This window comes from Slackia piriformis YIT 12062 (assembly GCF_000296445.1).
In the GTDB taxonomy this organism is placed as follows: domain Bacteria; phylum Actinomycetota; class Coriobacteriia; order Coriobacteriales; family Eggerthellaceae; genus Slackia; species Slackia piriformis.
In genome coordinates, this window is record NZ_JH815198.1 from 1,775,003 (window position 1) to 1,795,572 (window position 20,570).

At 58.6% G+C, this 20,570-nt stretch carries 16 protein-coding genes; 2 read left to right on the plus strand and 14 right to left on the minus strand.

The window, feature by feature from the left end:
- The first annotated feature begins 99 nt into the window (after positions 1–99).
- Positions 100–1,314, plus strand: a complete 1,215-nt coding sequence (locus tag HMPREF9451_RS07755) for a deoxyguanosinetriphosphate triphosphohydrolase family protein (protein ID WP_009139753.1) — start codon at positions 100–102, stop codon at positions 1,312–1,314.
- Positions 1,315–1,316: 2 nt separating this feature from the next.
- Here the strand turns inward: HMPREF9451_RS07755 and HMPREF9451_RS07760 are convergent, their stop codons facing one another.
- The 5 genes from HMPREF9451_RS07760 to HMPREF9451_RS07780 all read right to left on the minus strand — a co-directional run bounded on the left by HMPREF9451_RS07760 (position 1,317) and on the right by HMPREF9451_RS07780 (position 6,845).
- Positions 1,317–2,192 carry a dimethyl sulfoxide reductase anchor subunit family protein gene (locus HMPREF9451_RS07760; protein WP_009139754.1) on the minus strand — a complete coding sequence of 292 codons (876 nt, stop codon included), beginning with the start codon at positions 2,190–2,192 and terminating at the stop codon, positions 1,317–1,319.
- 8 nt (positions 2,193–2,200) lie between these two features.
- Complete coding sequence (gene dmsD, locus HMPREF9451_RS07765) at positions 2,201–2,830, minus strand: Tat proofreading chaperone DmsD (RefSeq protein ID WP_009139755.1); 630 nt, start codon at positions 2,828–2,830, stop codon at positions 2,201–2,203.
- Between the two features lie 81 nt (positions 2,831–2,911).
- Positions 2,912–3,769, minus strand: a complete 858-nt coding sequence (locus HMPREF9451_RS09520; protein WP_009139756.1) for a dimethyl sulfoxide reductase anchor subunit family protein — start codon at positions 3,767–3,769, stop codon at positions 2,912–2,914.
- Between the two features lies 1 nt (position 3,770).
- Entirely contained in the window at positions 3,771–4,391 is a 621-nt protein-coding gene (locus tag HMPREF9451_RS07775) for a 4Fe-4S dicluster domain-containing protein (protein WP_009139757.1), read from the minus strand.
- A gap of 30 nt (positions 4,392–4,421) precedes the next feature.
- Positions 4,422–6,845, minus strand: a complete 2,424-nt coding sequence (locus HMPREF9451_RS07780; protein WP_009139758.1) for a DMSO/selenate family reductase complex A subunit — start codon at positions 6,843–6,845, stop codon at positions 4,422–4,424.
- Positions 6,846–7,196: 351 nt separating this feature from the next.
- Here HMPREF9451_RS07780 and HMPREF9451_RS07785 point away from each other — a divergent pair, with 351 nt between their 5' ends.
- Complete coding sequence (locus HMPREF9451_RS07785; RefSeq protein ID WP_009139759.1) at positions 7,197–8,774, plus strand: helix-turn-helix transcriptional regulator; 1,578 nt, start codon at positions 7,197–7,199, stop codon at positions 8,772–8,774.
- Between the two features lie 56 nt (positions 8,775–8,830).
- Here the strand turns inward: HMPREF9451_RS07785 and HMPREF9451_RS07790 are convergent, their stop codons facing one another.
- From HMPREF9451_RS07790 to HMPREF9451_RS07835, 9 genes are all read right to left on the minus strand, one after another.
- On the minus strand, positions 8,831–10,066 hold the full coding sequence (locus HMPREF9451_RS07790; RefSeq protein ID WP_009139760.1) for a phenylacetate--CoA ligase family protein: 1,236 nt from the start codon (positions 10,064–10,066) through the stop codon (positions 8,831–8,833).
- Between the two features lie 351 nt (positions 10,067–10,417).
- On the minus strand, positions 10,418–11,956 hold the full coding sequence (locus HMPREF9451_RS09525) for a helix-turn-helix domain-containing protein (protein ID WP_009139761.1): 1,539 nt from the start codon (positions 11,954–11,956) through the stop codon (positions 10,418–10,420).
- Between the two features lie 94 nt (positions 11,957–12,050).
- The gene (locus tag HMPREF9451_RS07800) at positions 12,051–13,766 is read right to left on the minus strand and encodes an FAD-dependent oxidoreductase (RefSeq protein WP_009139762.1); all 1,716 of its coding nucleotides are present in this window, start codon (positions 13,764–13,766) and stop codon (positions 12,051–12,053) included.
- On the minus strand, positions 13,759–14,394 hold the full coding sequence (locus HMPREF9451_RS07805) for a cytochrome c3 family protein (RefSeq protein WP_009139763.1): 636 nt from the start codon (positions 14,392–14,394) through the stop codon (positions 13,759–13,761). Before HMPREF9451_RS07805 ends, HMPREF9451_RS07800 begins: the two co-directional genes overlap by 8 nt.
- A gap of 244 nt (positions 14,395–14,638) precedes the next feature.
- Complete coding sequence (locus tag HMPREF9451_RS07810) at positions 14,639–15,040, minus strand: hypothetical protein (RefSeq protein WP_009139764.1); 402 nt, start codon at positions 15,038–15,040, stop codon at positions 14,639–14,641.
- A gap of 37 nt (positions 15,041–15,077) precedes the next feature.
- Positions 15,078–15,668: an indolepyruvate oxidoreductase subunit beta gene (locus HMPREF9451_RS07815; protein ID WP_009139765.1), complete on the minus strand. Its 591-nt coding sequence runs from the start codon at positions 15,666–15,668 to the stop codon at positions 15,078–15,080.
- Positions 15,669–15,768: 100 nt separating this feature from the next.
- Entirely contained in the window at positions 15,769–17,709 is a 1,941-nt protein-coding gene (locus HMPREF9451_RS07820; RefSeq protein WP_009139766.1) for a thiamine pyrophosphate-dependent enzyme, read from the minus strand.
- Positions 17,710–17,871: 162 nt separating this feature from the next.
- Positions 17,872–18,339 (minus strand): 5-(carboxyamino)imidazole ribonucleotide mutase, encoded by a 468-nt coding sequence (purE, locus tag HMPREF9451_RS07825; protein ID WP_009139767.1) that lies wholly within the window; start codon positions 18,337–18,339, stop codon positions 17,872–17,874.
- A 206-nt stretch (positions 18,340–18,545) separates the two neighbouring features.
- The gene (locus HMPREF9451_RS07835) at positions 18,546–20,555 is read right to left on the minus strand and encodes a DUF2207 domain-containing protein (protein ID WP_009139768.1); all 2,010 of its coding nucleotides are present in this window, start codon (positions 20,553–20,555) and stop codon (positions 18,546–18,548) included.
- Between the last annotated feature and the right edge of the window lie 15 nt (positions 20,556–20,570).

Sequence of the window (20,570 nt, forward strand, 5' to 3'; positions counted from 1 at the left end):
ACTTGCATCGATAGTCCGCGCCACCCCGCACGAGCGCGGCCGCCCATTTCTGCGATTCGCAACCAACCCGCCTCGCACAACAGTCCGAAAGAAGCAGCCATGGCATACTGTAATTTCAGCAAAGAATTCATCGAGCGCTACGAAGAAGACCGCGCCGAAGGCCGCACCAACCCCTATCGCACAAACGAGGCGCAGGCCCTTCGCCGCAATCCCCGCCGCGATACGTCGCCCCGGCTACACCGTCCCGCCTTCGTGCGCGATATTGACAAAATACTGCACGTGGCGCCCTACAACCGCTACGCGGGAAAAACCCAGGTATTCAGCTTCGTGCGCAACGACGACATAAGCCGTCGCGGGCTGCATGTGCAGCTGGTTGCCCGCACGGCGCGCACCATTTCGCGCATGCTCGGCCTGAACGAAGACCTCACCGAAGCCATAGCTCTCGGGCACGATTTGGGTCACACCCCCTTCGGCCATGTGGGGGAACGCATTCTCAACGGCCTCTACCACGCCGATACGGGGCGCTTCTTCAACCATAACGTGCACTCCGTGCGCGTGCTCGACTCCCTGTACGCCCGCAACGTCACGCTGCAAGTCCTCGACGGCATCCTCTGCCACAACGGGGAAAGCAGCCAGCGCGAGTTTCTTCTAGGGAAAACGCGCGACTTCGATGCGTTCGATGACCTGCTGGAATCATGCTACGTAGACGAGCAAACCATAGCTAGCCTGCGACCCTCCACGCTGGAAGGATGCGTGGTGCGCATTTCCGACATGATCGCCTACGTGGGCAAAGACCGCCAAGACGCCATGGGCGTCGGTTCCATAGCCACAGACGAATCATTTTCGGGCGGCGTGCTGGGAGTGCAAAATGCCGAAATCATCAACAACCTCACGGTGGATATCGTGGAGCACAGCTATATGCGCGATCGCATAGCCATGAGCGAAGAGGCGTTTCGCAGTCTGAAAACCGCCAAGGCTGAAAACTACGAGCGTATCTATCTTTCCGACAAGCAGGCCGAAACCTATGAAAACGAAATCACGCCCATGTTCGAGGAGCTTTACGAGACGATCCTGTCTAACCTGGCTGCGCACGACGAAAGCGCACCGGTGTTCAAGCATTTCATCGAACGCATCGAACGCCAGAGGAACCTTTACGAAGACGAACGGCCCTATCGCGCAGAATCTCCTCACCAAGTTGCCGTCGACTACCTGGCAAGCATGACCGACGAGTACTTCTTGGCAGCGCACCGCTTCATGTGTCCCCAAAGCCGGCATAGCGTGGAGTTTCGCGATTACTTCGACAACATCCGATAAGGCTACACGCCCAAACCGTACGTCATGTGCATCATGTAGAAGCCGAAGCGAACCACAAAAAGTCCGGCGAAAAACAGCGCACAGCACAGCGTCAGGCGCGCTACGCTCGGAAGATCGCGACCGCGCAAAGGCCATGCCGCACAGCCGATAGCCGTAAGGCCCGCGACCGCATACCAGGCGATCATAGCGGGATACATGGGCACCAGATCGAGTGCTGTGCCGTAGCCGTTCCACATGCCTCCGAGGCTTGCGTTCTGCATAACAAGACACGCCACGTTCGCAACCAGGGCGATAAGAGATCCGGCAACGAGGATACCGCTCGCCTTCGTATGCAGGCACACGGCGCGAGCAGCACGCAATCCCAGCATGGCAAGCAAGGGGCCTCCCGCAAAAGCAGAAAACCACACGTTGAGCGGAACGTGCCAGGTGTGCCACGTAACAATGGTCGAGGCGTCATACGCCATGGCTATGGCTCCGATGCACACAAGGCCGGCGAGCGCGACGGCAGCGCACCACGCCTTTTGCACGCGCACGTACTGCTTCTCCGTGAAGCAAAACAGCCAGTACAGCCCGCAAGAGGCCAAAAACAGACCCGCGCAAAAAACCTCGTTCGACAAAGGAGAGCGCCCCACGCCAAGAAGCACGTAGAGCGCGTTTGCGGGACTTCCCAGATGGGTTGCCGAAGCAATGAGACCCACCATGGCCACTATGAGAGGAATGCACAGCGCACGATTGACGCGCGTGCGTTCGGACTCTCCCAACGGGGCGAAAACCAGCACTGCCGCCATAATCACGCATGCCATGGCACCCGTCGGAGCAAGCGTGGTGAATAGCACCAGCGTAATCTCATCAAGGGCCATGCTGAACCCAAGAGACATACCTGCTCCTATCGATAGAACCTCGGGTACTCCACCTGAATGCCCATCTCGGCGGCAATACCTTCAAGCGACTCCCTCGTCAACTGCGCCAAGCCGCGATAGAACGGATGCTGCGCCGCGCCCTCGAGCTCTTCGAGCATATGAGAGGACCATGTCAAAAGATGGTCTCGAAGATATTCTTCAAGCAGTTCAGGCTTATGGCCCGCAATCCACGCCATAAGCAGCAACATAAGGCCTATATGGTCTTCGGGGGTCTTTTCAGCTCCTTGGCGAGCAATGCCGTTTCGCCTCATCCACGAGCGCAGAGCCAACGTGGCCTCGCCGAAAACCACGCATTCCCGGTCCGTATACACGGAGCCCCAGGGCGGCACGGGCATGGCGCCAGGTCCCACGAAAAGCCTGCGATATTCCCAAACCAACGCTTCGCTATCGGCGTCTTCCGCGCCTTCGCGCATAGCTGCGAGCGACTTGCGCGCACGCTCTTCGGCGACAAAGGGCCACTCCGCAGCAGCCGCATCCACATCCAATGCGGCGAATGTCGCCACGTGGCACGCAGAAGAAGCATCGGCGGGGTCGGTGGCGAAAAGCGGGCCGAGGGTCGCGCCCACAAAAGCCACCTCGTCGTAACGGTCGAACATATTTGAAGCATCCTTTCGCGCAATGCGCCAAAAAATAAAGGGGCGACGATGGAGCCGCCCCTTCGCATCATACAGCCTTTCTTACAGGCCTATGGACATCCAAACCGCATAAAATGCGAATCGGACCAGGAAAATACCGACCAGCGAAGCAACTGCGCCAACACCGGCGGGAACCAGGACGCTCTTGCCAAAAGAGGCAACGCCCAGGCATGCAACGCCGACGACGCCGCATACCGCAGCCGCCCACAAAAACGGCACGACGGCCTCGGCCAGAGAAACGCCTGCAACAGCGGGGCTCCACAGCTCGCCGAGCATGTCGAAGTGACCGACCAGAGCAACGGCAACGGCGACGAAACCGATCACGCCCGCCAAAAACGCCACGGACTTCATCACATGGCCGTCAACGCCGTCGAACGCTTTCGCCAAAGCAAGCACCACCAGCGCCAGCAGGGCGCCGCCAAGAAGAGCAGAACCGACCATCTCGAGGGAAACGAGGGGAGAATCCCAGGAGGGAATGGTGGGCATCATGTAGGCAAGACCGGTAAACAGAGAGAACACCAGTGCCAGCACGGCGACAACCAGGGCGAAAGGTTTACGGGCGGAAGCAGAGAGCTTGCCGGCAAACCCAAGCGCCACGTACACGATGGCGGCGACGAAAAAGACCATACCGACCGCGATTTCGTTAGAAAGCGGAGAATGGCCGATTCCCGAAAAGACACCGTAGGCCTTCAGGGGCGACGCAAGGTGGAAGAACGAGGCGATGAAGCCGACCGCGATCAAACCGAGGGGGATGAGGGAAAAGCGGTCGATGGCCTTGATCTTGACGTCATCGAGGTTCATGGTGCAAAAAGCCGCAGCAAGGACGGCGAACGCGCCCGCGCCCATCGGTGCAAGCGTCGTGAAAATCGCCAAAGGCAATTCGTTCAAAGCGGTTTCCATGTTAGAGCACCTCCAAGGGGTTCACAATCTTGCCTGCGCGGCTGTCGGAAGGCTGCGCGTCGGCGCACGCCTTTACAAACAGGTTCGGGGTGGTCAGCGAAGCCTCCGGCAACGGAGCGATGTTCGCACGTTCACCGAGCTTCTCCATGTCTTCGACCGTGCCGAACGCAAGGGCGCGCGCCGGGCAGGCCTCTACGCATACAGGGCTTTCGCCGGCGGCAATGCGCTCCGCACAGCCGTCGCATTTGACCGAATGGCCCTTTTCGCGATCGACCTTCGGGGAATTGTACGGACAGGCCATGTGGCAGTATCCGCAGCCGATGCACTTGCCTTCGTCGACGCTCACAAGTCCGGTATCTTCGTCTTTATGCATAGCGCCCGTGGGGCACACCTCCGTGCAGGCCGGGTTGTCGCAGTGATTGCACGAAATGGAAACCGGGTAGCTGAAGCACGTCGTCTTGAAGCAACCGTCGGCATCGCGCAGCGTTTCGCCGCCTGCGCATTCATACACCTTACGGTATGCAACGCCCAGGCCGAGGTCCTTGTAGTCCTTGCAGGAAAACTCACAGGTCTTGCAGCCGGTGCAGCGCGTCGCGTCGAAGTGGAACGCATACTGAGTCATATCTCAATCCTTCCTCGTCACACGGCCCGCTTACGCGGAAACCTTTTCGACCTGGCAGATATTGGTGTGCTGCGGGTTGCCCTTCGACAGCGGAGAAGGACGCTGGGTGGTAAGCGTGTTGATGCTGCCGCCCTTATCCACACGCTCGGCGTCGCCGAACATGTCGGCATCATGCCATGCGCCCTGAGACACCGCGACCGTGCCGGGAACCACACGCGGCGTGACCTTGGCCAGAAGCTCGATGACGCCGAACTGGTTTTTCACGCGAATCGTGTCGCCCTGGGAGATGCCGCGCTCCTGCGCATCCAGCGGGTTAATCCAGGCTTCCTGAGGATTGACCTCTTTGAGGTCCTCGATAAAGCCCCAGGAGGAGTGGATGCGACCGCGATAATGGAATCCGGTCAAAGCAAGAGGGAACTCCTCGGTGGTGGACTCAACGCCGAACCACTCGGGAATGTACACGGGAATGGCGGGCAGCGTATCCATGCCTGCAAGCGTGTCTCCGTCCTGAAGCTCCCAGCCATCGGTGAACTGAAGCAGCTTTTCGGAGAAAATTTCGATCTTGCCCGAAGGGGTGTCGAGCGCATTGGCCACAGGGTCGGTGCGGAATTTCTCCATGGAGACTTTCTTTTTGCCGGGGCGAACGTACACACCTTGCTCCATGGCCTGTTCATACGTCGGCAGCTCGGGATCTTTCTCACGAGACTGCTCATACAGCTCGACGATCCATTCCTCCTCGGTCTTGCCTTCGGTGAACTCGTCTTTCACGCCAAGCTTTTCGGCCATGAGCGTAGCCATCTCGTATGCGGTCTTGCGCTCGAACTTCGGAGAAGTGCACGGCTGGCCTGCAATCATGTAGGCGTTATCGCCACCGGTGCCAATCATGGAAACCTGCTCGAAGCGGAAGAGGTCGGGCAGAATGATGTCGGCATATTTCAAGGAGTCGCACATAACGGTATCGACGCCCAGGATGAATTCGCACTTGCTTTCATCGGAAAGGATGTCGTGGGCCTTATTGATGTCGGAATGCTGGTTGGTGAGACAGTTGCCAGCATAGTTAATCATGTACTTGATGCCCACTTCCAGCTTGTCGCCGCCCTTAACGCCGGCGTTTTTCGCCGTCATCTCGGGACCGTGGTCGATAGCGTCGGTGAACAGGAAGCACGGGATGCTCTTCTTCACGGGGTTGGTGCCCTTGGGAAGGCTCGACAAGGAAATGGAATTGGAGCCCTCGCGCGTGCCGTTGCTGGTGCCCTCAAGGCCAATCTGGCCGACCAGACACGGCAACGCCATGATGGCCCACGAAGTCCACTCGCCGTTCGAGCGGCGCTGCGGACCCCAGCCCTGATTCACGTACAGCGGCTTGGTGGTGCCCACTTCGTATGCGAGCTTTTCGATGGTCTCCACGGGAATGCCCGTGATCTTCGCGGCCCATGCAGGGGTCTTTTCGACCTTATCGTAGCCCGCACCCATGATGTAGTCGTAGTAGGAAAGGTTCTTTCCCTTATACGCCTCAGGCATGGTCTCTTCGTCATAGCCCACGCAGTAGGTGTGCAAAAAGTCTAGATCGACCATGTCGTGCTCGATCAGGTAGTGAGCGATACCCGCAACAAGCGCCGCATCGGTGCCGGGGTTGATCGGCAGCCACGTATCAGAATGACCCATGACTGAATCGTTCATGCGAGGGTCGATGATATAGATTTTCGCATTGGTCTTCTCACGCAAATGAGCCCAGTCATAATGCGATACCGCGCCGCCCTGGCGCGTCTCCACGGGGCTCGAGCCAAACAGCAGAATGAGTTCGGCATCTTCAGCGGTTGAAAGCGTGGAACCACTGGACTGCTTGCTGCCATACATATACGGAGTGATGCAGGAAATCTGTGCCGTGGAATAGCTGTTATAGAAGTTCAGGTATCCGCCGACCAAGCTGAGCATGCGGTTGAACGGACGAGAGGTAGAAGCAGAAACGCCCGTGGCATACGGAACGTACACGGCTTCGTTGCCATAGGTGTCAATGACCTCCTTGAGCTTGGAAGCGGCCGTGTCGATGGCCTCCTCCCAGCTGATGCGCTCGAATTTGCCCTCGCCGCGCTTGCCGACGCGCTTCATGGGATAGCTCAAGCGATCGGGGTGCGCCAGCCAGCGACGATACGTGCGACCGCGCAGGCAAGCGCGCGGCTGGGGGTCGTCGAAACCGGCATCCTTGCTTGTGAAGGTGTCGACCCAGGCAACCTCGTCGTCTTTCACATGAAACTTCAGCGAGCATCGACCCGGGCAATTGATTGCACAATGGCCCCAGGTGATCTTCTCCTGCGCGTCAGCAAACGCAGCAGGAACCTCGCCAAACATGGCATCGGCGCTCGCAGCGCCGCCGGCGGCCACGGCCAGAGCGCCAAGAGCGCCCGTCGTCTTCAAGAACGAACGACGGCTCACGGCATGCGTGTTCGTGGACATTTCTCCCCCTTTTTCCAAACCTCGATACAACACCGGACTTCGCGCAAAGCCGCAACGAGACTCGCAGCAACAGCACGACTTCGCATCACGAGCCTGCAAGCAAAACGTGGCGGCGCAGGATTGAAAGACGAACTCGCTTCCCGCCTTTGCATCCTGCTCGAAACCGGCGAAAACACTCCTCGAGTATGCCCCCGAAAAGCGCCGTGTGATGTCACATACAACATGTCATTTAACGTCATTCATTCGTAAAATGTCACATATTTGCCTAAAATCGCGCTCACACGCGCCTTGGCGCGTGAACGATTTAGCTAGACTTCGCCTATCGGATTTCAACGACGAACAGGACGCGCCGTGTCTCTTTCAAAGCGATATTCTCAGTATCTTCCCAACGCGAGCAACCTGGGCTACGCCCTCTTTCTCGCCGTGAACGCAACGGCAGTCTGGGGAGGGGTCTTTCCGTTTCTTCCCATGGAGATACAGACGCAAACCTTCGTCGTGTCCTTCTTCCTTGCGCAGTCACTCATCTTCGCCGTCAGCTATTTCGCAAGCACCCTGGGCGTCTATTTTCTTCCCGGACCCGCGCGCAAATTCCTTGTATGGGCGGCGGGGTTACCGTACTTTCTGGGATGGTGCTGCCTTATAGCCGCCGTTTACATCGACGACGAAGCGCTCAAGCTCGCCATAGCCGGCGGCGCTCTCATAGGGTTCGGATCGGCCGGGTTCTACATGGCATGGCAGCGTTTGTTCGCATCGCAAAAACCCGAGGTGGGCAATCGCGACCTCATCATGGCAACGCTGTTCGCGCCCATCATATACTTCGCGCTCTACATCATTCCCATCGCCGTAACGGTATTCCTCATTCCCCTTGTCTTCATGCCCCTGTTCGCGCTTGCCATCCTTGTCACAAGCCGCAATACGGATTTAAACCAGCCCATGTTCGAAGACCTTCCGCGCGAGCATCCGGGTATTTATCTCCAAGCGATCAAGGACTACTGGCGTAGCGCCTTCTGCATCGGTGCGTTCGCGCTTTCATGCGGCGTCATCCGTTCCATCGCCGTAGAGACCCCCGAAGTCGGCGCCAATGTGAACATCTTCTCCATGGCAAGCATGTTTATCGCGGGTATAGCGTTTGCCGCTACCTGGCAAAGGAAATCCCTCCAGCTTAGCGTCTCCTCCGCCTTCCGCGTGCTGTTTCCTTTCGTCATCAGCGCATTCGTGCTTCTTCCCTTCTTGGGCAAAGACTACGTAGCGCCCTTCGCCGGCGCTTTGTATGCGCTGTATGACTGCGCAATCATCCTCATGATGATCCAATGCGCCCAGGCGTCGAGGGAGCGCGGCATCAATCCTGTCTTCATCTACGGATTCTTCGGCGGAATCGTGTACATGCTCCACGACGTCGGCTATATCATGGGGATTTTCGTCGGAGGCCTCAGCGAACTGGGTCTGCAGCCTCTTACGTCCATAGCGCTGCTTTCCGTATACCTCCTTGCCCTTGTGTACTTCATTGGACAAGGAGGCTTCAAACAGGCTCTCTCGCCAAACCGTGCACGCGCCGAACGCATCGAACTCATTCCTACAGCGGCGGCCCCTGCAAAACGCAAGCGACCGAGCGCAAGCGCAGAGGACAAAATCGAGGGCCGCGGCTATCAAGACCGCGTTTCTAAGCAATGCGCCCTTGTAAAGAAGCACTACAAGCTCTCGGACCGCGAAGCGGAGGTCATGGAGCTTATCGCGCGCGGCAATACCGTGGCCCGCATTGCAGAAACGCTTCTCGTTTCAGAAAACACCATCCGAACGCACAGCAAGCGCATCTACACGAAGCTCGACATACACCGCAAGCAAGAACTGGCGGACCTGGTTGATTCCTTCGACCCGCGAGCCCTTAAAGACGAACAGGAAGGCAAGCAAGAGCCCGGCGCGCCCTTATAGCGACTTCGCACGAAAAGCAACGGGTCGCCGAGTTTGTCCCCCGGCGACCCGTTCGTTTAGTAACGACTGTCGAAGATGCGCTTGGTCTTTTTCTCCGAACGAGGAAGCTCTCCCATGGGCACGCCCTTCGCCTCGGGCGTGCAGCCGATCTTCGCCTTGAAGATGGCGGCAAGCTGCTCTTCGCAGCGCGTCTTCTCCTCGCCTTCGAGCGGCGTCTCGAAGAGCACGGTCAGCACGTCGCGACCGTTGATGGCCTCGATCATGACCTGATACTCCGAACTGGTACCTTCGGTGAATTTGATGACTTCTTCTATCTGCGCGGGGAACATATTGCACCCCTTCACCTTCACCATATCGTCGGTACGACCCACCAGCGTATCGATGCGCGGATGATTCAGGCCGCATGGACAATCGCCCGGGATGATGCGCGTAAGGTCGTGCGTGCGGTAGCGGATAAGCGGCGCACCCTGCTTGCGCAGCGTGGTGAGCACCAGCTCTCCTACCTCGCCGTCGGGCAACACTTCGCCCGTCTTCGGGTCGATGACCTCCGCGTAGATGAAATCGCTCCAGATATGCATGCCGCTATGCGCCGAGCACGAAATGCCGATGCCCGGGCCGTATATTTCCGTAAGGCCATAGATGTCGAAGATTTCCACGCCCAGCTCATCGGAGATGCGAGCGCGCATCTTGTCTCCCCAGCGCTCGGACCCGATGACGCCCTTCTTCAGCTTTAGCTGATCGCGCAAGCCGCGTTTGTTTATTTCCTCGGCAAGCAGCAGCGCATACGAGCTCGTGGCCGTGATGACCGTGCTTCCCAGATCCTGCATCATCTTGAGTTGCTTCTCGGTGTTGCCAGGGCCCATGGGAATGGCCATGGCTCCCAGACGTTCGGCGCCGAGCTGAAAGCCAATGCCGGCCGTCCACAAACCGTAACCCGGCGTGATTTGAATGCGGTCTTTATTGGTAATGCCCGCGGTCTCGTAGCAGCGAGCGAACATCTCCGCCCAATCAAGCACGTCCTGCTGGGTGTAAGGGATGATGACCGGCGTGCCCGTGGTTCCGCTTGAAGAATGGATGCGCACCACCTCTTCGTCGGGAACCGCCTGGATCCCCAGCGGATACGCTTCACGCAAATCGGCCTTTTCCGAGAAGGGAAGCTTCTCGAAGTCCGCCTGGGTTTGGACGTCGGCCATATCAATGCCCTCGAACTTACGGGCGTAGAAAGGCGACCGCTCCTTCAGTCCGTTCAGCTGCTTTTTGAGAAGATCGAATTGTTCGGCGGTGAATTGCATATCGAATCCTTTCGTTTGGCAAATGCGAAACCGCGCAGTTTTCAGCCGTTACATAAGAAACGCGGCGCAGCAAAGCCCGCGAAACAGCCGTGTTAAAGAAGGCGCGATTCCAGAAAGAGACGGAAAAGAGGGCGCTTCAAGCTCGCGAACGAGGCTTGAAGCTAAAGCCATCGACCAGCCGTCGCAGTGCGCGCGGCTTCGAAAGGAAAGATATGTCCACACAGAGTCATATCGCTATTGTACGCTAAAGCGCCGTAGTAGCAAGGGGCATTCTCACAACAGCGAGAATGCGGAGCAAGCGGCCCGAATGCAGACGTTCGCCCGAACCAAGCCAAAAGCCCGAGACGCCCATCAGAGCCAATTACCCTCCACCATGTCCAGAAGCTCTTGGTGCGTATGAATCCCAAGCTTCGCGTACACGTGCTTCACGTGTGCTTTCACCGTATTGCGCGACACCACAAGCTGCTCCTGGATGTACTCCCTGTTGCGGCCGCGAGCCAGCATGACAAACACCTCGCGCTCGCGGGGCGTAAGGCCGCAGCGATCGCCAATTGCGGCGCACCGTTCTTCGAACTCTTTCTCGGGGGTCTTCGCCTCAGGCTCCTCCACCAAAGGCACCACCCCTTCTATGGCCCCTGCGAAGCTGAAATTCTTCAACCCTATCAGGGCATAGCCGACGAAAAAAAGAACGAAGGCGCCGGCAACGAGGATTGCCGCGTGCTCGTTATCCGCGAAGGCCTTTGTCGACCACACGCCAAACGCCGCTCCGACGATTGTGCCGATTCCCGACACGCCGCGACCCCACGCAACAACGGCCATCGAGCCGTGAACATTTCTCATGGCAACGGCGGCAAGAACGCTCCATGCAACCATGTCGAACAGCGTGTTGCCGGCGGACAGCAAACCAACGCTCACCTCGGCCGAAGCGGCCCCGAAGCTCGACGCCACGAAAAAGCCGGCCAACACGAGAAGAACCGAGAGCTGCGTTGCCAAATCGGGCAAGAATCGACCACGGGAAAACACGACAACCGCTGCAGCAAGGAAAACAACGGGAACCGCCCCGACAAACCCCGGCAGCGGCACCCCGCCGTGCTCGAAAAAGCGCAGGGAGTAGCCAAAAGCAATTCTGAACAGGAAAAGACAGACGAAGAACGTTCCCGCCAACGGCAAAAACGAGGACGGCTGCGTGATGGCCATATCCGCAGGCGCCCCGCCCGCACAGGCCGCCTCCATGACATCGCGCGACTCCTTGAGAGAAAGGGCCAGCGCCACCGGCGCGCAGACGATGAACGCGAACACCCCCGCAAATCCGGGCACGAACCACAGCGCCATATCGACAATGCAATACGCCAGAAAAGCCATAACCACCGCAGGGACAATGCGATCGGCCGACAGCCGGGAAAGAAACAGCCCCACGCAAAGCGAGGCCCACCCGCGAGCCACAGCAAGGACGCATGACGACACAACCAGAAGCGCAGCGCTTTCCAAAACCAAGGCAACAGGAAGCAGGATGCCTCCGATCAGGAACAGAACAAACGCCGACGTATTTGCCGCATTCGCTCGAAGACGGCCAGGAGAAAAAGACGCCCACAGGCCAACGGCAACCAGGAAAACGGCGTTCGCGAACACGGACACATCTCTCGCATACGTGAAAACGCCGTCGAACAGGGGGAAGACCGCCGTGTTCATGGCCGACGACGAAAGCAGCAGAAGGGCGAGGGCAAGCGCCGAACGCACGAATACGGCCTTTTCTTTCGAATCAAGACAGACCGAAGCGTCGCCCCGCGCAAGCCCACTCGGGTCTTTTTCGCTTTCGGCTCGTGCGGCCGCTTGCTCGCGATCCATAAACGCAGTCATACCCCACCCATCGTCATATTCGTAGCGACTCATTGTAGCCTACCCCGCAGACACAAGAACGCCGGAGGCGCACAAAGCAGCGCCTCCGGCCGAAAAGCCCGAATATCAATCAAACGCGTCCGAGCCGCTATTTGCCCTGAGCGGCCAGCATGCCGGCGCGGCGGCCGAACGTCATCGTGCGACCTGCGGCAAGACCCGTCATAAGGTTGGGATAGCTCACCGAGAAGAACCCGCCCGAGTCGTTTCCGACCATGAACAAGCCCTCGATCTGCTTGCCGGCCTCGTCGACGGCGTGCATGTCGGTGTTGATGCTGATGCCGTCAATCGTCGCCAGGAACCACGAACCCGTGCGCACGCCGTAATACGGCGGGTGAGTCAGAGAGATCAGACGATAAGGCTCCTTGTTGTAGTCTTCGTCTTTGCCCTGTTCGGCGAACATGTTGTAGCGGTTCCACGTCTCAACCGTCGCCTCGACGGGAAGGTTCAGCTTTTCGGCAAGCTCTTCCATGGTGTCGGCCTTCTGGATGTAGCCGGCCTCCTCGAGCTCTTCGAACTTCTTCCCCATCAGCGATACGGGCATGTTGGACGGCGCGCCGTTATCGAATGGGTACAAACGGCAGCACCCGACTTCGTTGAGCTGCTTGACCTGCTCGACATAATCAGAATCCCAGATGTCGACGTAGGTATGGTACGGCTGCATGTAGGCGGAATGCAGCATATAGTCGTACGGGCCGCTTTCGTTGCAGAAGCGCTTGCCGTTGAGGTTCACCTTCAAGAACGGCTGCTCGCCAAACCAGAACCATTTGCCCTTCAGGTCGCTTCCCGCAACCTCGTCGGGCTTGCAGCATGCACGATTGAAGGTGACGGCACAACCCAGCGGGTCGATAGAGGCGCCGCACCACATGGCCGCCTTGATGCCGTCCCCCGTGCAGCTGCCGCCCACAGGGACGTTGATCTTCAGTCGGTTGTTCCAGGCCTGGCGCGCCTCCACCATCTCAGTATTGGATACATAGCCGCCCGTTGCCAGGATAACGCCCTTGCTGGCATTGACACGAATGTAATGAAGGTCGTTTCCATCCTGGCAGATCACGCCCGTCACGCGGCCGTCCGAATTCTGTTCGCATTTCACCAGCATGGTGTCGTAGCGGAACTCGGCGCCCAGCTCGATCGCATAATCGCGCAGGCAGGTGCCAAACGTCACGGCCTCGTCGTCAGTAAGCTTTTCGGGGCTATGACCCGTTGCCCATGCCTTATCGCGCGCGCCAGTATTCTCAGTTCCGATGGAGCCCTCGAACCACATCTTGAACTCGCCGTTGCGCTCTACGATATCGGCGATCCAGTCGATCATCGCGCCCGATTCGTCAGCCCACAGTTTGATGAGGTCGTAGTTCACGAAGCCGTTCGCATAGCGGACGATATCCTCCATGGCCTCCATCTTGTCGATTTCAAACTGCGGAAACTCCTCGAAGGCTGCAAGCTGGTAACGGGAGTTGATCGCGCCCAAGTCCTCGCGCGGCGTAGCTATGGCGCTCATCTGCTCGATACCGAGTACTTTGGCGCCGTTTTCGGCCGCAGAGATGACTGCGGGCAGACCGCCCGTGCGGCATCCCACCACGACGACTTCGGTGTCGATCGTCTCGGTGATATCGGACTCCGCGATTTCGGGAGCGGAGCCAAGCCAGCTCGGTCCTACAGGAGCCTGAGTCGTCAGATTCTTGTCCTCGGCGTCGTTTACATACCCTTTGCCGCATCCCGTAAGCGTTCCCGCCGCGGCAGCGGCAATCGCGGTGACGCCGGCAGCCTTGAAGAGGTTGCGGCGCGAAATCCCTGCAACGTTATTCATTCGTGGCCTCCCACCCTTCAGGAAGATTCATGTCGTGGCATTTTGCGCAATACAGGGTGCTGGTCTCGTGGACCTTGTGGCAATCGCCGCATTCGAGATTGTTGTCCTGATGGCTGGAATGCGGGTTGTACTTCTCGTCGTTTCCGGCAAAGCCCCACGTGGCGTTCACGACGTCGGTCATATTGTGGCAGTCGCCGTTCGTGCAGAACTCTTCGGTGGCGAATTCCTTGCCCGTGGCAAGCAGGCCGTCTTCGCCCATGGGATAACTGTCGGAAACCCACGCCATGACCTCGGAAACCTGCGTGGTGATTTCCGCCTCATGGCAGTCGAGACATGCGTCTCCCGCTTCGGCGTGAGCGGTCACAAGCTTGCCCGGATCGCCTCCATAATAGGTTTCGACATACTTGTCCATGGGGCTGTGGCAAATGGCATTGCAGAAGCTGGGCTGCTCGTGCCACACCCAAAATCCCGCGCCCGCCGCCACGAGCACCGCCGCGACCACTCCCACGACGATCAATTTGTTCTTTCGGGTCATCTTGGCCGCAGGCTGCGACGTATGCTGCGTATCGGAAACGCGACCGCTTTCGGCCTCGCCGCCGAAAGCGCCCTGCTTGTCCTGCTCGGTCATGTCCCCCTCCTGTCCGTGTCTGATTCAACTGAAACCTTGACGGCAGTGTGGGGGTAAAACGCATTATTGGCTATTACCCTGCCAGGGTAATCTTTGCATTTTCCCAGTTCATAATTGTATTTTATTCAAAATCACCTTGCGCCGCGAAAGAGGGGAAGCGACGAACGGCGCATGGCCTTAGAAAGCCTTGCGCCGCGACTTCGACTGCTCCACCGTTTTCCCGACAATGCGAAAAATCATTCGATTATCGCTTGATGGCCTTTTTTGCCAGGCGCGTATCGCCCCAGGGGGTCTTAAGAACCGCATCACCGTCTATGATTCCCGCCTTCACAACTTCAAGCACAGCCTCCGATTCGCCCAGAGGCACACCACCCATGGCCGCATTGGAAGCAAATTCTTCATACGTGTCGTATGTTGCGCCATCGAATGCAAAACGAATGTTCTCCCGGCATTCCTCGCAATCTGGCAGAACATAAGACCCAAGAACATGAGACGCGCCATCAAGCCTTACCTCAGCAAGAGAAAAAGCATAGCCCTCCCCGTAGTCGGACTTGATAATCGACGCGAGGTCTTGCGCCTTTATGAAAAGAGGCTCTTTTTTTTCTTCCTCGTAAACAAACCCATACGAATCTCCCCTTCTTCGCATCGGCGTAAAGCCGCTGGAAATACGCGATCAGCGACGTTTAGTGCATGTTTCGATAGGCAACATCTATGGCACGCATGTTCATTTCCGCGAAGCGCAGCTTCACGCAGGCGCGTACCGCACCCTTCAATTCGTCGAGAGACAGATCCAGCGCCCCCGTGGCAACCGCCGAGGCGAGCAGAATCATATTGAGGCACTTCGCATTGCCGACCTCTTCGAGGATGGGGCGCTCGTCGACAATAACCGTGCCCCCCTCGCGGGCAACCAAGGCGCGAAGAACGCTGTTGGCTTCGTACGCCGCTTTCGACAACGACGCCGTCACCGGCTGCACAACGCGCGATGCGGTCACAAGGGCGCCTTCGGGCTTAAGCACGCCGCACATGCGAGCGCCCTCCCCCGGCTCGAAGGAAATCAACACATCGGCCTGACCGCGCGACACAAGCGGAGAGGCAACGCGCTCGCCTTCGTCTCCCATACGCACGTGAGAAACCACGCTGCCGCCACGTTGGGCCATGCCTATGGTTTCAGCCGTACGCACATGCCATCCTTTCGACTGGGCCGCCTGGGCGAGCACCTTCGCGGCAAGCACAGTTCCTTGGCCGCCGATGCCGGTAAGCACGATGTTCTTCATTGCCTCCCCTTTCGAAAGCTGGCCCGAAGCAACGCCTCGAACGAGCCGTTTGGCTGTCGGCTCGGCGGAGCATCCATCAAAGCGTCCGCCAAGACCTGCGTTAGTTTTGTTTGATCACGTCGAACGGGCACACCTGAACGCACAAGCCGCAGCCGACGCAGAGCGTTTCATCGATATAGGCCTTTGTGCCGTCGAAGCCGATAGCCGGACACCCGATCGAAGTGATGCACTTCCTGCAGCCCGTGCAGCCCTCAGCATCTATGGAAACTGGCGCCTCGGACTTGATCAGGTTGACGCACGGGGCCCTGAAAATAACGGCCGAAGGACCGACGTGCTTCACAGCGCACATCACCGCCGAAACGCTTTCTTCGAAACGATGCGGGTTCGCATGCTCGATGCACGCAACCCCGAGAGCCTCAAGCGCAGCCTCGATTGAAAGCGGCTCCGACTGCGCTCCCATGAGCGTGCGCCCGATGCCAGGATGGGGTTGCCCACCCGTCATGGCTGTGGTCGAATTGTCCAGGACGCACACAGTGATGTCGTGCTGGTTGTATACGGCGTTCGCAACGCCTGTCAAGCCGCTTGCGAAAAACGTGGAATCACCCACGAAGGCAATCTGGCGAACGTCAGGCTCCACGATTCCCAGGCCTTGCGCCATGGTGATGCCCGCTCCCATGCACAGGCACGTGTCCACCGCGTCAAGCGGTGCGGCGTTGCCGAGCGTATAGCATCCGATATCACCCGAGAACACGCCGCGTGCGCGCATTTTCCTGAGAGCCTGCTTGGCGGCATAAAACGCTCCACGATGAGGACATCCGGCGCAAAGAACCGGCGGGCGAACGGGAAGATCGACGCTTGCGGGCTGAGCCTCCGAAAGAGGGGCAACCTGCTCTTCGATGGCGGCTTCCAAATCGAGGCCGCTAAGCCCCTCCTCCTCGAGCTCGGCACGGGCAAAAAAGCGTTCGAGGCGCTCGAAAATGTCTTCGACGGAGTTTTCGCCCGCGGCGCGAGCATCTCCGCTGCGACGGCCGCATACGCGCGTGGGAGAAAGCCCCTGCATGGCGCGCAAACCCACAAGGCGCACAAGCTCGTCTTCGATCACATGGTCGAGCTCTTCAAACACAATGACGCGCTCGAGGCCTTCGAGAAACGCCGAGGCCGCCTTGTCGGGGAACGGAAACGGCGTTCCTATCTGCATGAACCTATAGGACGGCAAAGCCGCACGCTGCGAAAGAAATTCCAGCGCCTCAAGAGCATACGCAGTGGACACGCCGCCGCATACAATGCCGAACCTGGGAGCATCGCCGCATTCGATCACGGGGTTGAACAGCGACAAGTCTTCGTGCTCCGATGAACAAGACGACGAATTCCCCGAGAATTCCTCTTCGATACACGCAAGACGCTCCTGTATCTCCAAATGACCGCGATATGCGCGGGCGGGGAAAATGACCCATTTGCTATCGTCTTTCACAAAGCCGTCAGCAGGACGCGCATCCGTGCGGTCCCGTACGTCGAGAAACGTGGATGAGTGACACACGCGCGTCGTGGGACGAACGATAACGGGCGCGCTATAGCGCTCCGAAAGGTCAAAGGCAGCCTTCATCATGGCGAACCCTTGCTCGACATCCGCGGGATCGAACACGGGAACCTTCGCGAACGACGCAAATCGGCGCGTATCCTGCTCGGTCTGGGAAGATATGGGACCGGGATCGTCAGCGACAAACAGAACGCATCCGCCTTTGACCCCAACGTAATTCAGGCTCATCAGCGGATCGCTCGCCACGTTGAGACCCACCTGCTTGCATGTGAACAGCGTACGAGCGCCCGCGTAGGAAGCGCCCGCCACAACTTCGAGGGCCGCCTTTTCGTTAGTCGACCATTCAACGTGCGCACCTTGGGCCGACCCGTCCGCCACACGCGCGGCAATGGTCTCTATCACTTCGCTCGAAGGCGTGCCCGGATATCCCGCAACAACGCCGACGCCCGATTCGAGTGCCGCGTGCGCAAACGCCTCATTGCCCATGAGCAGTCTCTTCGCCATGAGAACCCTCGCTAACAACGTAAGAACCCTGTCGTCTGCAGGCCGATTCGCCGCAGCTTGCGACCCTAAACGACAACTCGTCTATTGTATGCAAAAGAAAAGGCCGCTGAAGCACAAACACTCCAGCGGCCTAAATCGCACTTGAAATACAGGGCCCGAAAGCTACTGCGCCATGGACGCCTTAAAATCCTTGATTTTCTGACGAGCGCCTTCGCATCCGGTGCCCAGCATCTGCACGGCAAGGATGGCGGCGTTTTTCGCACCGTTGATGGCAACGCAGGCCACCGGAACGCCAGAGGGCATCTGCACCATGGAAAGCAGGGAGTCAAGACCGCCCAAATCGCTCGTCTTCATGGGGACAGTAATAACCGGCAGCGGCGTATAGGCCGCAACGACACCGCCAAGATGAGCCGCTTTGCCTGCAGCCGCAATGATCACGCGGATGCCGCGCTCTTCGGCGGATTCCGCCCATTCATGCACCTCGAGCGGCTTGCGGTGCGCAGAGGCAACCTTCACCTCATAGGGAACGTGGAATTCATCCAGCTGCTTCATGCACGCCTCCATGGCGGGCATGTCGCTGTCGCTGCCCATGATGATTCCGACGACGGGATTCTTATGGTCGCAAGACATTGCTTTCTCCTATCACGCATCCGGCGGCAACCGCCGCCCAAATGTACCAACGAAAGTATAGCGTCCATGGCGATTCGCCGACACGCACCCCGCAAAAAGCGCTCAAAAGACCTGCGATGCAGAGCGCCAACCCGCCGTCGGCACGAGTGCCAAGAAGACGAGATTTGCCGCAACCGACGCAGGCGGCGAGCGAAACCGGCATCGTGCTAACGGGCGCCTCCTCCACCGCCTCCGAAGCCTCCGCCGGAAAAGCCTCCGCCGCCGGAGAATCCGCCGCCTATGCCGCTGCCGCTCGAAAACGACCCCGAAGCCGCACTTATGGCTTCTTTGGCAGTAGTCAGCGTGTTCGACTGCATCGTAGCGAACATGTCGGCGGGGCTTCCCATGGAAGAGGCTGCGGAGCCGCCGTAATAGTGGGGCATCATCCAGTAGTACACGGGAACGAACTGCTCATCTTCCATAATCTGAGGCATACGCATGCGCAATGCGTTAAGCGCCTCTTTCGCCACACCGAAGAGATAGGCATACACCATCATTTCGCCCCACACCTTCACGTCGGTAGGAAGACGCTCGTCAAGTGCGCTGAAGTCCTTCAGCCACCTCTTCAACGCCTCCGATTTGGCGTGAATCTCAACTGCGCGTTTGCTGCGCCGAGACATCACGGTGCTTATGACGACCAAGACAACGACGGTGGGAGCGGCCGCAATCAGCGGAATGAAATTGCCCGAGAACCATGCCCACGCAAATCCTCCCAATACGGCCAGGCCCGCAACACCCAGCATGATGCCGCGATAGCGCTCGCCCTTCGCCTCGAAAAAGTCGTAAGAGTTCACTTCGGCACTCAGCGCGCCCTGCCATTCGTTCATTTCGTTCACGAACGCTTCGGGATGGTCAGACCCATATTGGGCGATCGTGCCGAACCACAGGGCATCTGCCCCTGGGGCTATGCGCTTGAAGAGCAAGTCCATAGCTCGCTTGTCCACGCGGTTTCCGGCGACTTTTTCCTCCCACCCGGCAAGACGAGTGATGTAGTAATCGTTCACCGTGCGCGTGCCGCCGAACGACTTCGGCTGTTCGTAGCTTCCTGCATCGATTCGAATGGCGCCGATGCAGGAAAGGTGCATGAGCGTGGCCGTGAAATCCTGGTCACTTTGGCCGTTCCAGCGCCAAAGGCGCCCGATGACCGCCGGGTGAATTCCCCGCTCGGGCACATCGCGCCAATACGTATCGGTGAATTCGGGCTTGTACTCGCGCCCATGGCGGAAGAATATGACAAGGGCCCAGACAATAACCGCAGCGGAAACGATGAGGCATACCACGATGAACAGGAGGGATTTGATGCGGTCGGCGTTCGCCTGGTTAGCGAGGCGCTCCTCTTCCGCCAAGACCGTATCAAGCCGAGTTCCCGTGTGAAAGACAGGGGAATGCGCAGAGGCCGCCGAAATCCACTGACGGGGAAACGTCGCACGTACCTCCGCGTAACCGCCCGCATCGACGGACGGAACCGTCATGGAAATCGTCCCGCCATTGCCCACCGTCAACGTTCCATCAAGCGGACCGTGGGCCCATGCGCGCACGTCGCTTCCCGCCGCCGCCGATGCTCCCGCAGGTACGGGCAAGCGCACGGTCGCTACAACATGGCTGCTTTTCACGCTCCACCCGTGCCCTATGTACTGCCAATACAGCTCGGCGACATCATCGTAGACCTGCACAAAATTCGTAATGCTGTAACGCAGCGTCACATCGACGCTCTCATCGCTTACGTCGTCGAACACATACACGGTGCGGTAGTCCTCATCAAGCGAGTACGAAGGCTCGCTCGGGCCTCCCTCTTCTCTCCAGGAACGCTCGAAAGCGACCTCGGGAAGGCTTATGCTTTCCGCCGAAGAAGCATCGGCCGATTCGCCCTCGCGAGACACAACCTCCACCGAAGCCACCGAAAGCTCGCACTCCTCCGAAGGCATGGAATCGAAGTTCCACCACACGGCGGAAAACGTCCCGTCGAAATCGAACGTCCTGGTTTCGACAACGGACAAGGAGCCGTCCGGCTGAACCGTCGCGTCGATTATGACGCTCGGACACGTATAGCTTTTCGCCTGGGCGTCTTGGGGAGCCGCGAAAAGAGCGACGCACAGAGCGCACAGTACCGCCAAAGACGCGAACGCAGCTCGGGCGCCGCGAAAGCTATGTTGTGAATTTGTCGTAGTGGAGCCCATCAAGTATCCTTGCTT

Coding starts and splice junctions, on each gene's coding strand:
- HMPREF9451_RS07755 (WP_009139753.1), top strand. CDS start 100: ATGGCATACTGTAATTTCAGCAAAGAATTCATCGAGCGCTACGAAGAA.
- HMPREF9451_RS07760 (WP_009139754.1), bottom strand. CDS start 2,192: ATGTCTCTTGGGTTCAGCATGGCCCTTGATGAGATTACGCTGGTGCTA.
- dmsD (WP_009139755.1), bottom strand. CDS start 2,830: ATGTTCGACCGTTACGACGAGGTGGCTTTTGTGGGCGCGACCCTCGGC.
- HMPREF9451_RS09520 (WP_009139756.1), bottom strand. CDS start 3,769: ATGGAAACCGCTTTGAACGAATTGCCTTTGGCGATTTTCACGACGCTT.
- HMPREF9451_RS07775 (WP_009139757.1), bottom strand. CDS start 4,391: ATGACTCAGTATGCGTTCCACTTCGACGCGACGCGCTGCACCGGCTGC.
- HMPREF9451_RS07780 (WP_009139758.1), bottom strand. CDS start 6,845: ATGTCCACGAACACGCATGCCGTGAGCCGTCGTTCGTTCTTGAAGACG.
- HMPREF9451_RS07790 (WP_009139760.1), bottom strand. CDS start 10,066: ATGCAATTCACCGCCGAACAATTCGATCTTCTCAAAAAGCAGCTGAAC.
- HMPREF9451_RS09525 (WP_009139761.1), bottom strand. CDS start 11,956: ATGAGTCGCTACGAATATGACGATGGGTGGGGTATGACTGCGTTTATG.
- HMPREF9451_RS07800 (WP_009139762.1), bottom strand. CDS start 13,766: ATGAATAACGTTGCAGGGATTTCGCGCCGCAACCTCTTCAAGGCTGCC.
- HMPREF9451_RS07805 (WP_009139763.1), bottom strand. CDS start 14,394: ATGACCGAGCAGGACAAGCAGGGCGCTTTCGGCGGCGAGGCCGAAAGC.
- HMPREF9451_RS07810 (WP_009139764.1), bottom strand. CDS start 15,040: ATGCGAAGAAGGGGAGATTCGTATGGGTTTGTTTACGAGGAAGAAAAA.
- HMPREF9451_RS07815 (WP_009139765.1), bottom strand. CDS start 15,668: ATGAAGAACATCGTGCTTACCGGCATCGGCGGCCAAGGAACTGTGCTT.
- HMPREF9451_RS07820 (WP_009139766.1), bottom strand. CDS start 17,709: ATGGCGAAGAGACTGCTCATGGGCAATGAGGCGTTTGCGCACGCGGCA.
- purE (WP_009139767.1), bottom strand. CDS start 18,339: ATGTCTTGCGACCATAAGAATCCCGTCGTCGGAATCATCATGGGCAGC.
- HMPREF9451_RS07835 (WP_009139768.1), bottom strand. CDS start 20,555: ATGGGCTCCACTACGACAAATTCACAACATAGCTTTCGCGGCGCCCGA.